The sequence below is a fragment of the Xanthomonas sp. NCPPB 2250 genome (assembly GCF_056725265.1).
The window spans coordinates 4,394,536-4,407,500 of record NZ_CM161520.1 but is presented as its reverse complement, the minus strand read 5'-3'; the positions used below and the strand labels follow the sequence as shown (position 1 = coordinate 4,407,500).

Genomic DNA, 12,965 nt, shown 5'->3' with positions numbered 1-12,965 from the left:
CATGTCGACGGCTGGTGACGACCGCCTTAACGCCCCGTACACAGGCCTGAATTTCCGTTCAATCTCAAAATTTGAGACGAAACAGTAACTTGTGGATAAGCCTTGAACAAGTCTCTAAAGATCGTTGCAAACCATTGATCCCGCTAGCGATTTACCGCTCGCAAAGTTGTTGACAACCCGTTGCGCGCTGCTAAGGTGGGCACTTGAGGGGAAACCGGGTTTTTTGTGGTTTTTCGTGGTTCAATGACCGCCCAGGCGGATTCGGAAAGGTGCAGGCGTCGTGTTTCAGGGCGAGACCGCAATCACTGTGGACGACAAGGGGCGTATGGCGGTTCCCACCGCGTACCGCGACCTCGTCGCGCGCGTGAGCGGCAATCGGCTGGTGCTGACCTACAACCCGTTCGAGGCCGGCTGCCTGTGGCTGTATGCGGAGAAGGAGTGGGAGCGGGTCCGTGACGACGTCATGGCCAAGCCCAACACCCAGCGCGTGGTGCGGGTCCTGCAGCAGAAGCTGGTGGGTTCGTCGGCCGCGCTGGAGCTGGACGCCAACGCCCGCATCACCATCCCGCCGAGCCATCGCGCCGCGGTGGGCATTGAAAAGCGCGCCGTGCTGTTGGGCATGGGCGACAAGTTCGAACTGTGGAGCGAGCAGGCTCATCGCGCACTGATCCAGCAGACGTTGTCTGACGAGGATCTGGGCGATGGATTGCTCGATCTGAAGTTGTGAGTCGGGGTGTCCGGATGCGCGGACAGGCGCAGGCCGGTCACCTCCCGGTGTCGCAACCATCGGCGGCGCATGTGCCGGTGTTGTTCGCGCAGGTCCTGGACGGGCTGCAGGTGATCGAAAACGGAATCTATCTGGATGGCACGTTCGGGCGTGGCGGACACGCGCGCGGGGTGCTGCACAAACTCGGCCCAGGAGGCCGGCTGCTGGTGATGGACAAGGATCCCGAGGCGATCGCCGAAGCCGAACATGCGTTCGGCGGCGACGCGCGCGTGTCCATCTATCGCGGCAGCTTCGCCGAACTGGGCCAGTGGGACGCCGCCGTTGCTCTGGACGGGGTGCTGTTCGACCTGGGCGTGTCCTCGCCGCAGCTGGACGTGGCCGAACGCGGCTTTTCCTTCGGCAAGGACGGCCCGCTGGACATGCGCATGGACCCGGAGGCCGGCGAGAGCGCGGCGCAGTGGCTGGCGCGCGCCGACGAGCGCGAGATCGCCGACGTGCTGTGGACCTACGGCGAAGAGCGGCAGAGCCGGCGCATCGCCCGCGCCATCGTCGCCCGCCGCGAGAAGCAGCCGCTGACCCGCACCGCCGAGCTGGCCGAGCTGATCGCCGGCGTGATGCCGCGCGGCGACAGCAAGACCCATCCGGCCACGCGCAGCTTCCAGGCGATCCGCATCCACATCAACCGCGAGCTGGCCGATCTGGAGACCGGCCTGGACGCGGCGCTGGCCCGGCTCAAGCCCGGCGGCCGCCTGGCGGTGATCAGCTTCCACTCGCTGGAAGACCGCATCGTCAAGCAGTTCATGCAGCGCCACGCCAAGGCCCCGCCGAGCAACCGCCGCCTGCCGGAGGCCACGACCTTCGTGCCGACCCTGCGCTTGCACGGCGGCGCGATCAAGGCCGACGCCGACGAACTGGCGGTGAACCCGCGCGCGCGCAGCGCGGTGTTGCGGGTGGCTGAGAAGCTGGGATTGGGGAGTGGGGATTCGGGATTCGAGAAGAGCGCCCGCCGCATCCCCAATCCCGAATCCCCAATCCCGGCGTCTCCGCACGGAGACGCCCAATGAGCCGGCTGCTGCTGATCGTGCTGCTCGCCTGCACCATCGCCTCGGCGATCGGGGTGGTGTACATGCGCCATCGCCATCGCCAGTTGTTCGTGGAGCTGTCGCGGCTGGAGCACAACCGCGACGAGCTGAACATCGAGTTCGGCCGGCTGCAGCTGGAGCAGGCGACCTGGGCGGAGAGCAATCGCGTCGACCAGGTCGCGCGCGAGCGGCTGGGGATGAAGTTCCCCGAGACCGGTGACATCGTGGTGGTGCGTCCGTGAACAAGAGCGGCCGCAATCGCCCCCGCAGCAACTTCAACCTGCGCGGCCGCCTGGTGCTGGTCGGCGCGGCGCTGGGCCTGTGCTCGGTGACCCTGATCGGCCGCGCGGCCTACGTGCAGCTGATCAACAGCGATTTCTACCAGCGTCAGGGCGAGGCGCGCTACCTGCGCGAGCTGCCGATCGCCACCTCGCGCGGCATGATCACCGACCGCAACGGCGAGCCGCTGGCGGTGTCCACGCCGGTGGAGTCGATCTGGGTCAATCCGCAGGAACTGCTGCGCAGCCCGGACCGCATCCCGCAGCTGGCGCAGGCGCTGGGGCTGCCGGTCGACGAACTCACCGCCAAGCTCTCGCAGAAGGCGGACAAGGAGTTCATGTACCTCAAGCGCCGGATCAATCCGGACAAGGCGCATGCGGTGGTCGCGCTGGGCATCCCCGGCGTGTTCTCGCAGCGCGAATTCCGCCGCTTCTACCCGCAGGGCGAAGCGATGGCGCATGTGCTGGGCTTCACCAACATCGACGACCGCGGCCAGGAAGGGCTGGAGCTGGCGTTCGATTCGTGGCTGCGCGGCAAGCCGGGCGCCAAGCGGGTGATCCGCGACCGCAAGGGCGCGATCGTCGAGAGCATCGACCTGGTCAAGCCGGCGCAGCCGGGCAAGGACCTGACCCTGAGCATCGACCGCCGCATCCAGTTCCTGGCCTACAAGGAGCTGCGCAACGCGCTGGTGGAGAACAAGGCCGCCGGCGGCTCGATCGTGATCATGGACGTGGCCACCGGCGAGATCCTGGCCATGGTCAACCTGCCGACCTACAACCCCAATGCGGTCAACGGGGTCAACCCGGACGTGCGCCGCAACCGCGCGGTCACCGACCTGGTCGAGCCGGGCTCGACGATGAAGCCGCTGACCATCTCCACCGCGCTCAAGGCCGGGGTGGTGACCAAGGACACGCTGATCGACACCAACCCCGGCTACATGTCGGTGGGCCGTTTCACGATCAAGGACGTGCCGCGCAACAACGGCGTGCTGACCGTGACCGGGGTGATCACCCGCAGCTCCAACATCGGCGCGGCCAAGATCGCGGCCAAGCTGCCGGACCAGACCTTCTACGACCAGGTCCACAGCTACGGCTACGGCAGCTCCCCGCACAGCGGCTTCCCCGGCGAATCGGCCGGCGTGTTCCCGTCGCCTGGGCGCTGGAATGGTGCCTCCAAGACCACCATGTCCTACGGCTACGGCCTGTCGGTGACGCCGCTGCAGATCGCCCGCGCCTACTGCGCGCTGGGCAACGGCGGGCGCCTGGTCACGCCGACCTTCGTCAAGGGCCAGCACGAGGACAGCAAGCAGGTGCTGGACCCGGCGATCTCCAAGGAAGTGGTGGCGATGATGGAGACCGTGGTCACCCAGGGCGGCGCCAAGGGCGCGGCGATCCTGGGCTACCACGTCGCCGGCAAGACCGGTACCGCGCGCAAGGCCGGCCCCGGCGGCTACGAGCGCGGCCACTACAACGCGCTGTTCGCGGGCCTGGTGCCGGCGAGCAACCCGCGTTTCGCCACGGTCATCGTGATCAACGACCCGCAGGGCGCCAAGTACTACGGCGGCCTGGTCTCGGCGCCGGTGTTCCACAACGTGATGGAAGGCGCGCTGCGGCTGATGGACGTGCCGCCGGACGACATCCAGTCGTGGCTGGCCGCGCAGGCCGCCGGCAAGAGCGGCCATGCGCCGCCGCCGGTGCCGGTGGAGCCGGATCCGGCCACCGTGCCCGACGCTGCCGCAGAGGTCGATGCCGCGCTGCCCAGCGCGCGCGCGGTGGCGCCGCCGGCGCCGGCCGCGTTGCCGGCCCCGCTGCAGGAGACCCGCCAGTGACCCGCGCGATGTCGCTGTCGCAACTGCTGCCGGGTGTGGCGCTGCCGCACGACGTGCAGGTGTCCGGGCTGGTCATGGACAGCCGCGCGGTGCGCCCGGGCGATGCCTTCGTCGCGATCGCCGGGTTCGGCGCGCACGGCCTGGGCTTCGTCGAACAGGCGCGCGCCAACGGCGCCGTCGCGGTGCTGTACGACCCGCCGGCCCCGGCCGAGCTGCCGGCGCCGGCCGATGCGATCGCGGTGCCGGGCCTGCGCGCGCGCATGGGCGCGATGGCCGACCAGTTCCACGGCCATCCGTCGCAGACCATGACCATGGTCGGGGTCACCGGCACCAACGGCAAGACCTCCACCGTGCAACTGCTGGCGCAGGCCTGGCACCTGCTGGGCACGCGCAGCGGCAGCATCGGCACCCTCGGCGCCGGCCTGTACGGGCAGGTGCAGCCGACCGGCTTCACCACGCCGCTGGTGCTGCCGCTGCACGCGCTGCTGGCGCAGCTGCGCGACGCCGGCGCGCAGGCGGTGGCGATGGAAGTCAGCTCGCACGCGCTCGACCAGGGCCGCGTGGACGCGGTGCATTTCGACGTGGCGGTGTTCACCAATCTCACCCGCGACCATCTCGACTACCACGGCGACATGGCGAGCTACGGCGCGGCCAAGGCGCGCCTGTTCGCCACGCCGGGGCTGAAGTCGGCGGTGGTCAACCTGGACGATGCGTTCGGTCGCGAGCTGCTGGGCACGCTGGATCCGGCGCTGCGCCGCATCGCGGTCAGCTCGCGCGGCCAGGACGGCGCCGAGGTGCGCGCCGAGGCGCTGCGCCTGGACGCGCGCGGCATCGGCTTCACCCTGGCGATCGGCGAGGAGCGGCATCCGCTGCAGTCGCCGTTGCTGGGCCGTTTCAACGTCGACAACCTGTTGGCCGTGGCCGGCGCGCTGCACGCGCTGGACGTGGCGCCGGTGCGCATCGCCGCCACCCTGGCGCAACTGCAGCCGATCCGCGGGCGCATGAACCGGCTCGGCGGCAACGGCGCACAGCCGCTGGTGGTGGTCGACTACGCACACACCCCCGATGCGCTGGAACAGGCGCTGCAGAGCCTGCGCGCGCACGCGCAGGGCCGCATCATCTGCGTGTTCGGCTGCGGCGGCGAGCGCGACACCGGCAAGCGCCCGCAGATGGCGGCGATCGCGCAGCGCTTGGCCGAGCGCGTGGTGGTCACCGACGACAACCCGCGTGGCGAGGACGGCGACCGCATCGTCGCCGACATCCTGGCCGGCTTCGACGGCATGCAGGCCGTGCAGGTGCAGCGCGACCGCGCGCAGGCGATCGCCATGGCGGTCGCCGACGCCGGCGCCGAGGACATCGTGCTGATCGCCGGCAAGGGCCACGAGCCGTACCAGGAGATCGCCGGCGTGCGCCATCCGTTCGACGACACCGAGGTCGCCGCGCAGGCCCTGCGCGCGCATGCGGCGGAGGCGGCCCGATGAAGCGCCTGCCGTTGTCGATGATCGCGCACTGGGCCGGTGCCGAGCTGCATGGCGACGACGTGGCGATCGATGCGATCAGCCACGACACCCGCAGCCTGGCCGCCGGCAGCCTGTACGTGGCGCTGCGCGGCGAGCGTTTCGACGGCCATGCCTTCGTCGCCGACGCCGCCGCGCGCGGTGCCAGCGCCTTGCTGGTGGAGCGCGTGCAGCCGCAGATCGAACTGCCGCAGATCGTCGCCGCCGACACCGAGCTGGCGCTGGCGCGGATCGCCGCCGGCATGCAGCGTGGCCGTGCCACCCGCGTGGCCGCGATCACCGGCAGCAACGGCAAGACCAGCGTCAAGGCGCTGCTGCTGGCGATCCTGCAGCATGCCTGCCGCATCGACGGCGGCAGCGTCTACGCCAATCCCGGCAACCGCAACAACGAGATCGGCCTGCCGCTGGCGGTGATCGAGGCGCCGGACGACGCCGACTACGCGATCTACGAGATGGGCGCCGGCAAGCCGGGCGACATCGCCTATCTCACCGACATCGCGCCGCCGCAGGTCTCGCTGGTCAACAACATCGCCGCCGCACACCTGGAGCGCATGGGCAGCCTGCTCGGCGTGGCGCAGACCAAGGGCGCGATCTACACCGCGCTGCCGGCCGACGGCACCGCGGTGATCAATGCCGACGACGCCTTCGGCCTGTGGTTCGAGCAGCGCCTGCCGACCGGCGAGGCGCGGCCGCAGGTGCTGCGCTTCGGCCTGCAGCCGGGCGCCGAGGTCGGTGCCGCGCAGGTGCGCATGGCCGCCGACCGCACCCAGTTCGTACTGACCACCCCGCGCGGCGACGTCGAGGCGACGCTGCCGCTGCCGGGCCGGCACAACCTGCAGAACGCGCTGGCCGCCGCCGCGCTGGCGCTGGCGCTGGACGTGGCACCGGCGCGCATCGCCGCCGGCCTGGCGCAGGTGCAGCCGGTGCCGGGCCGGCAGATCACCCACACGCTGCCCGACGGCGCGGTGCTGATCGACGACAGCTACAACGCCAACCCTGGCTCGCTGGCCGCAGCGATCGACGCCCTGGCCGCGGCCGGCGGCGAGCGCTGGCTGGTGCTGGGCGACATGCGCGAACTCGGCGCCGGCGCCGAGGCGCTGCACGCCAGCGGCGGGCGCCGCGCGCGCGATGCCGGGCTGACCCGGCTGTATGCGCTCGGCCCGCTCAGCGCCCACGCCGCGCAGGCGTTCGGCGAGAACGGCCGCGTCTTCGACAGCCATGCGGCGCTGATCGAGGCGCTGCAGCGCGATCTGGCCGCAGTCGCCGGGATCCGGGACCCGGGACCCGGGGCCCGGGAACAGCAGGATCAAGAGCAGGAAACCGAATCGATGCATGACAACACCAGCGCGCCGTCCGATGGCGCGCTCCCACGGGTCCCGGGTCCCGGGTCCCGGGTCCCGGCCACGCTCCTCGTCAAGGGCTCGCGCGGCAGCGCCATGGACACCGTGGTGCGTGCGCTGCTGAACCAGGCACAGGAGGCGCCGCATGCTGCTTGAACTCGCCCGCTGGCTGCAGCAGCTCGAAAGCATGTTCGGGCTGTTCGGCTATCTGACCTTCCGCGGCATCCTCGCGGCGCTGACCTCGCTGTTCCTGTCGCTGTGGCTGGGCCCGGCGGTGATCCGCAAGCTGGCGCAGTTCAAGGGTGGTCAGCCGATCCGTCAGGACGGCCCGCAGACCCATTTCTCCAAGGCCGGCACTCCGACCATGGGCGGCTCGCTGATCCTGCTCACCGTGCTGCTGTCGGTGCTGCTGTGGGGCGACCTGCGCAACCGCTACGTGTGGCTGGTGCTGGCGGTGATGCTGGCGTTCGGCGTGATCGGCTGGTACGACGACTGGATCAAGATCGTGCGCCGCGACCCGAACGGGCTGAAGTCGCGCTGGAAGTATCTGCTGCAGTCGATCTTCGGCCTGGCCGCGGGCCTGTTCCTGTACTACACCGCCGACGTGCCGGCGGCGATCACCTTCTACATCCCGATGTTCAAGTCGATCGCGCTGCCGCTGGCCGGGATCAGCTTCGTCGCCATCGCCTACTTCTGGATCGTCGGCTTCTCCAACGCGGTCAACCTGACCGACGGCCTGGACGGCCTGGCGATCATGCCGACGGTGCTGGTGGCCTGCGCGCTGGGCGTGTTCGCCTATGCCTCGGGCAACGCGGTGTTCTCTGCCTACCTGAAGATCCCGACCATCCCCGGCGCCGGCGAGTTGATCATCATCTGCGCGGCGATCGCCGGCGCGGGCCTGGGCTTCCTGTGGTTCAACACCTACCCGGCGATGGTGTTCATGGGCGATATCGGCGCGCTGGCGCTGGGCGCGGTGCTGGGCACCATCGCGGTGATCGTGCGCCAGGAGCTGGTGCTGGTGATCATGGGCGGCGTGTTCGTCATCGAGACCCTGTCGGTGATGATCCAGGTCGCCTCGTTCAAGCTCACCGGCAAGCGCGTGTTCCGCATGGCGCCGATCCACCACCACTTCGAACTGAAGGGCTGGCCGGAGCCGCGGGTGATCGTGCGCTTCTGGATCATTTCGGTGGTGCTGGTGCTGGTCGGCCTGGCCACGTTGAAGGTGCGCTGATGAACGACCCCGCCCGCCAAGCGACCCGCCTGGAGGCCATCGGTGGCCGCTACGACCCGTGGCTGCTCGGCGCCGCGGTGGCGCTGGCGTCGCTGGGCGTGGTCATGGTCGGCTCCAGCTCGATCGAGCTGACCACCAGCCCGTTCTACTACCTGAGCCGCCATCTGCTGTTCCTGGCCGGCGGTGTCGGCCTGGCGATCTGGGCGATGCGCACCGAACTGAAGAACATCGAGCAGTACAACCAGTTGCTGCTGCTGGCCTGCTTCGGCCTGCTGCTGGTGGTGTTCGTGCCGGGCCTGGGCAGCACCGTCAACGGTGCGCGGCGCTGGATCAACCTGGGCATCTCGCGCTTCCAGACCGTGGAAGCGGTGAAGGTGTTGTACATCGTGTGGCTGTCCAGCTACCTGGTGCGCTTCCGCGACGAGGTCAACGCCACCTGGCCGGCGATGCTCAAGCCGCTGGGCGTGGCGGTGGCGCTGGTCGGCCTGCTGCTGCTGCAGCCGGACTTCGGTTCCTCCACGTTGCTGCTGGCGATCACTGCCGGCATGCTGGTGCTGGGCGGAGTGAACCTGCCGCGCATGTCGATGCCGATCGTGATCGGCCTGCCGGTGTTCGCCTTCATCGCGATCCTCGAGCCGTACCGCCTGCGCCGCATCACCTCCTTCCTCGATCCGTGGGCCGACCAGCTCGGCTCCGGCTACCAGCTGTCCAACGCGCTGATGGCGGTGGGCCGCGGCGAACTGTTCGGGGTCGGCCTGGGCGGCTCGGTGCAGAAGCTCAATTACCTGCCGGAAGCGCACACCGACTTCATCTTCTCGGTCATCGCCGAGGAGCTCGGCTTCGTCGGCGTGTGCCTGATTATTTCCCTGTACGCGCTGCTGGTCGGCCGCGCGTTCTGGCTGGGCATGCGCTGCGTGGAAATGAAGCGCCACTTCTCCGGCTACATCGCCTTCGGTATCGGCCTGTGGATCAGCCTGCAGAGCTTCGTCTCGGTCGGCGTGAACCTGGGCATCCTGCCGACCAAGGGCCTGACCCTGCCGCTGATCTCCGCGGGCGGTTCCAGCGTGCTGATGACCTGCGTGGCGATGGGCCTGCTGCTGCGCGTGTCCTACGAACTCAACCGCGCCGAGCGCCAGGTGGCGCTGGTGCGCAGCGACGCGGCGATGCCGGTCAAGCAGACCGTGGACAACGCCGAGGACCTGCACGCCGCGCGCGAGGCCAGCGCCAGCGCGGTCGCCGCAGCGATCCAGGGCGGCGCCCCGGGGCGCGGCACCAGCCGCATGCAACCGCGCGTCGAACCCACCTTCGGGAGGCTCGGATGAGCGCCTCGGCGTCCGTCTCTGCTTCTGCTTCCGCGGCACCGGTGATGATCCTCGCCGGCGGTACCGGCGGGCACATCTTCCCCGCGCTGGCCGTGGCCAAGGTGCTGCGCGCGCGCGGCGTGCCGGTGGTGTGGCTGGGCGCGGCCGGGCGCATGGAAACGCGGCTGGTGCCGGAACACGGCATCGAGCTGGACACCATCGAGATCGGCGGACTGCGCGGCAAGGGTGCGCTGGCCCTGTTCGGCGCGCCGGTGCGGGTGATGCGCGCGGTGCGCGCCGCCGGCTTCGTACTGCGCCGGCGGGCGCCGCGCGCGGTGATCAGCTTCGGCGGCTTCGCGGCCGGCCCCGGCGGCCTGGCCGCGCGCCTGCTCAAGCTGCCGCTGCTGGTGCACGAACAGAATCGCGCGCCGGGCCTGACCAACAAGGTGCTGGCGCGGGTCGCACGGCGCGTGCTGACCGGCTTCCCCGGCAGCTTCGCCACGCGCGAGGAAGCGGTGGGCAACCCGGTGCGCGCCGAGATCGCCGCGCTGGCGCCGCCGGCGCAGCGCCTGGCCGGGCGCCACGGCGCGCCGCGGCTGCTGGTGCTGGGCGGCAGCCAGGGCGCCCGCGTGCTCAACCAGGCGCTGCCGCAGGCGCTGGCCGCGCTCGGCACGGCCGTCGAGGTGCGCCACCAGTGCGGTGAAGCGCTGCGCGAGGAAGCCGCGCGCGCCTATGCCGATGCCGGCGTCGCTGCCAGCGTGGAAGCCTTCATCGGCGACATGGCCGCCGCCTACGCCTGGGCCGACCTGGTGGTGTGCCGCGCCGGCGCCTCGACCCTGGCCGAGTTGTGCGCGGTCGGCATCGGCAGCGTGCTGGTGCCGTTCGCCGCCGCCGTCGACGACCACCAGACCCGCAACGCCGAATACCTGGTCGAGCGCGGCGCCGCCGTGCTGCTGAAGCAGGACGACGCCCTGGCCGGCCACCTGCAGCGCGTGCTGCGCGACCTGCTGGCACAGCCCGCGCAGCGCCTGGCCATGGCCGAGGCCGCACGCCAGCTGGCCAAGCCGGATGCGGCCGAGCGCATCGCGGACATCGTGCTCGAAGAAGCCGGGAGTCGGGATTCGGGATTGGGGATTGGCAAAAAGCAGGAGCACAAGCAGGACACCATGCAGACACCCGTACAACGTGCAGCGCTGCGGCAACCGGCCGCCGGCGACACGAATCCCCAATCCCCAATGCCCAATCCCGGCACCTCCGCAGGAGGTGCCCAATGATCCGCCGTCTCCACGACACCGGCGATCTGGTTCGCGCGTTTCCGCGCGTGCACTTCGTCGGCATCGGCGGCACCGGCATGAGCGGCATCGCCGAGGTCATGCTGACCCTGGGCTATGAGGTCTCCGGTTCGGACAACGCCGACAACGCCGCTACCCGGCGCCTGGTCAAGCTCGGTGCGCGGGTGATGCGCGGGCACTCGGCGGCCAACGTGCTCGGCACCGACTGCGTGGTGGTGTCCAGCGCGATCCGCGAGGACAACCCGGAACTGATGGAGGCGCGCAGCCAGCGCATCCCGATCATGCCGCGTGCGGCGATGCTGGCCGAACTGATGCGCTTCCGCCGCGGCATCGCGGTGGCCGGCACCCACGGCAAGACCACCACCACCAGCCTGGCCGCGGCGGTGCTCAGCGAAGGCGGGCTGGACCCGACCTTCGTGATCGGCGGCCAGTTGCTCGCCGCCGGCGCCAACGCCAAGCTCGGCGGCGGCCAGTGGCTGGTGGCCGAGGCCGACGAGAGCGATGGCAGCTTCCTGCGCCTGAACCCGCTGATCTCGGTCATCACCAACATCGATGCCGATCACCTGGAGAACTACGGCAACGACTTCGCTCGGGTCCAGGCCGCGTTCGCCGAGTTCCTGCAGCGCCTGCCGTTCTACGGCCTGGCGGTGCTGTGCATCGACGATCCGGAAGTGGCCGCGCTGGCGGCGAAGACGCCGCGCCACGTGATGAGCTACGGCCTCAGCGAGAACGCCGACGTGCGCGCCGAGGACGTGGTCCAGGACGGCCCGCGCATGCGCTTCACCCTGCGCCTGCCGGAAGGCAGCAGCATCCCGGTGACCCTGGCACTGCCGGGCCGCCACAACGTGCTCAACGCACTCGCCGCCGCCGCCATCGGCTGGCAGCTCGGCGTGGCCCCGGAGGCGATCGCCAGCGCGCTGCAGAGCTTCGCCGGCATCGGCCGCCGCTTCAACGACCTGGGCGAAGTGACCACCGCCGGCGGCGCGCGCGTGCGCGTGGTCGACGACTACGGCCACCATCCGCGCGAGCTGGCCGCGGTGTTCGCCGCCGCCCGCGGCGGGTGGCCGGACAAGCGCCTGGTGGTCGCGTTCCAACCGCATCGCTACAGCCGCACCCGCGACCAGTTCGACGCCTTCGCCGCGGTGCTGTCGGAAGTGGACGCCCTGGTGCTCAGCGAGGTCTACCCGGCCGGCGAGGCGCCGATCCCCGGGGCAGATGCACGCTCGCTGGCGCGCGCGATCCGCGCGCGCGGCCGCAGCGAACCGGTGGTGGTCGGCCAGGTCGGCGAACTCGACAGCGTACTGCCGGACGTCCTGCAGGACGGCGACCTGTTGCTGATGATGGGCGCGGGCGACATCGGCTACGTGGCCCAGCACATCGCCCAGCACGGCTTCGCCGGCGGAGCCGACGCATGAGCGCGCAGACCCTGCCGCCGCCGCGCGTCACCGATCCGGCCGCGTTCGGCCGCGTCGCCGTGCTGCTGGGCGGCAGCTCCAGCGAGCGCGAGGTGTCGCTGAACTCCGGCGCTAACGTGCTCGAGGCGCTGCGCAGCCGCGGCGTCGACGCGCAGCCGGTGGACGGCATTCCCGCGTTGCTGGAGCGCATCCGCGCGGGCGAAGTCGACCGCGTGTTCAACATCCTGCACGGCGGCGACGGCGAGAACGGCGTGCTGCAGGGCCTGCTGCGCGCGCTGCAGGTGCCGTTCACCGGCCCCGACGTGCTCGGCAGCGCGCTGACCCTGGACAAGATCCGCACCAAGCAGGTGTGGATCGCCGCCGGCCTGCCGACTCCGGGCTTCGCCCGCATCGACGCCCAGGCCGACCTGGCTGCGGCCGCCGCCGCGCTGGGCTACCCGCTGTTCGTCAAGCCCGCCTGCGAAGGCTCCAGCGTCGGCGTGTTCCGCGTGCTGTCCGAGGCCGACCTGGCGCCGGTGCGCGCCTTCGCCGCCGACTACCACGGCGAGCTGCTGATGGAGCAGATGGTGCAGGGCGAGGAGTACACCGTCGGCATCCTCGGCGACGTCGCGCTGCCGTCGATCCGCATCGTGCCGGCCGGCGACTGGTACGACTACCACGCCAAGTACATCGCCGAGGACACCCAGTACCTGTGCCCGGGCATGGAGGGGGAGGACGAGACCCAGATCCGCCAGCTCGCCCTGCAGGCCTTCACCGCCGCCGGTTGCAGCGGCTGGGGTCGCGTCGACGTGATGCGCGACCGCGTGCGCGGCCTGCAGCTGATCGAGGTCAACACCGCGCCGGGCATGACAAGCCACTCGCTGGTGCCCAAGGCCGCGGCGCAGCTCGGCGTGGATTTCGCCGGCCTGTGCTGGCGCATCCTGGAGCAGACGCTGTGAAGCCGGGATTGGGCA

11 protein-coding genes are annotated in these 12,965 nt (G+C 70.6%); all 11 read left to right on the top strand.

Annotation, left to right across the window (positions count from 1 at the left end; translation table 11 throughout):
- The first annotated feature begins 325 nt into the window (after positions 1-325).
- From AC1PMG_RS17945 to AC1PMG_RS17895, 11 genes are read left to right on the top strand one after another with little or no spacing between them, the layout of a single operon-like run.
- The gene (locus AC1PMG_RS17945; protein ID WP_010344444.1) at positions 326-727 is read left to right on the top strand and encodes a division/cell wall cluster transcriptional repressor MraZ; all 402 of its coding nucleotides are present in this window, start codon (positions 326-328) and stop codon (positions 725-727) included.
- A gap of 14 nt (positions 728-741) precedes the next feature.
- Positions 742-1,791: a 16S rRNA (cytosine(1402)-N(4))-methyltransferase RsmH gene (gene rsmH / locus AC1PMG_RS17940; RefSeq protein ID WP_481111705.1), complete on the top strand. Its 1,050-nt coding sequence runs from the start codon at positions 742-744 to the stop codon at positions 1,789-1,791.
- On the top strand, positions 1,788-2,051 hold the full coding sequence (ftsL, locus tag AC1PMG_RS17935; RefSeq protein WP_009576670.1) for a cell division protein FtsL: 264 nt from the start codon (positions 1,788-1,790) through the stop codon (positions 2,049-2,051). The genes rsmH and ftsL overlap by 4 nt, the downstream gene beginning before the upstream one ends.
- Positions 2,048-3,916, top strand: a complete 1,869-nt coding sequence (locus AC1PMG_RS17930) for a peptidoglycan D,D-transpeptidase FtsI family protein (protein ID WP_481109740.1) — start codon at positions 2,048-2,050, stop codon at positions 3,914-3,916. Before ftsL ends, AC1PMG_RS17930 begins: the two co-directional genes overlap by 4 nt.
- 8 nt (positions 3,917-3,924) lie before the next feature.
- The gene (locus AC1PMG_RS17925; protein ID WP_481111704.1) at positions 3,925-5,397 is read left to right on the top strand and encodes a UDP-N-acetylmuramoyl-L-alanyl-D-glutamate--2,6-diaminopimelate ligase; all 1,473 of its coding nucleotides are present in this window, start codon (positions 3,925-3,927) and stop codon (positions 5,395-5,397) included.
- On the top strand, positions 5,394-6,929 hold the full coding sequence (locus AC1PMG_RS17920) for a UDP-N-acetylmuramoyl-tripeptide--D-alanyl-D-alanine ligase (protein WP_481109739.1): 1,536 nt from the start codon (positions 5,394-5,396) through the stop codon (positions 6,927-6,929). The genes AC1PMG_RS17925 and AC1PMG_RS17920 overlap by 4 nt, the downstream gene beginning before the upstream one ends.
- Positions 6,919-8,004 (top strand): phospho-N-acetylmuramoyl-pentapeptide-transferase, encoded by a 1,086-nt coding sequence (gene mraY / locus AC1PMG_RS17915; RefSeq protein ID WP_010344435.1) that lies wholly within the window; start codon positions 6,919-6,921, stop codon positions 8,002-8,004. Before AC1PMG_RS17920 ends, mraY begins: the two co-directional genes overlap by 11 nt.
- Entirely contained in the window at positions 8,004-9,326 is a 1,323-nt protein-coding gene (gene ftsW / locus AC1PMG_RS17910; RefSeq protein ID WP_043093180.1) for a putative lipid II flippase FtsW, read from the top strand. Before mraY ends, ftsW begins: the two co-directional genes overlap by 1 nt.
- Positions 9,323-10,579: an undecaprenyldiphospho-muramoylpentapeptide beta-N-acetylglucosaminyltransferase gene (gene murG / locus AC1PMG_RS17905; protein WP_481109738.1), complete on the top strand. Its 1,257-nt coding sequence runs from the start codon at positions 9,323-9,325 to the stop codon at positions 10,577-10,579. The genes ftsW and murG overlap by 4 nt, the downstream gene beginning before the upstream one ends.
- On the top strand, positions 10,576-12,012 hold the full coding sequence (gene murC / locus AC1PMG_RS17900; RefSeq protein WP_010340124.1) for a UDP-N-acetylmuramate--L-alanine ligase: 1,437 nt from the start codon (positions 10,576-10,578) through the stop codon (positions 12,010-12,012). Before murG ends, murC begins: the two co-directional genes overlap by 4 nt.
- Positions 12,009-12,950, top strand: a complete 942-nt coding sequence (locus AC1PMG_RS17895; RefSeq protein WP_481109737.1) for a D-alanine--D-alanine ligase — start codon at positions 12,009-12,011, stop codon at positions 12,948-12,950. Before murC ends, AC1PMG_RS17895 begins: the two co-directional genes overlap by 4 nt.
- Positions 12,951-12,965: the final 15 nt, after the last annotated feature.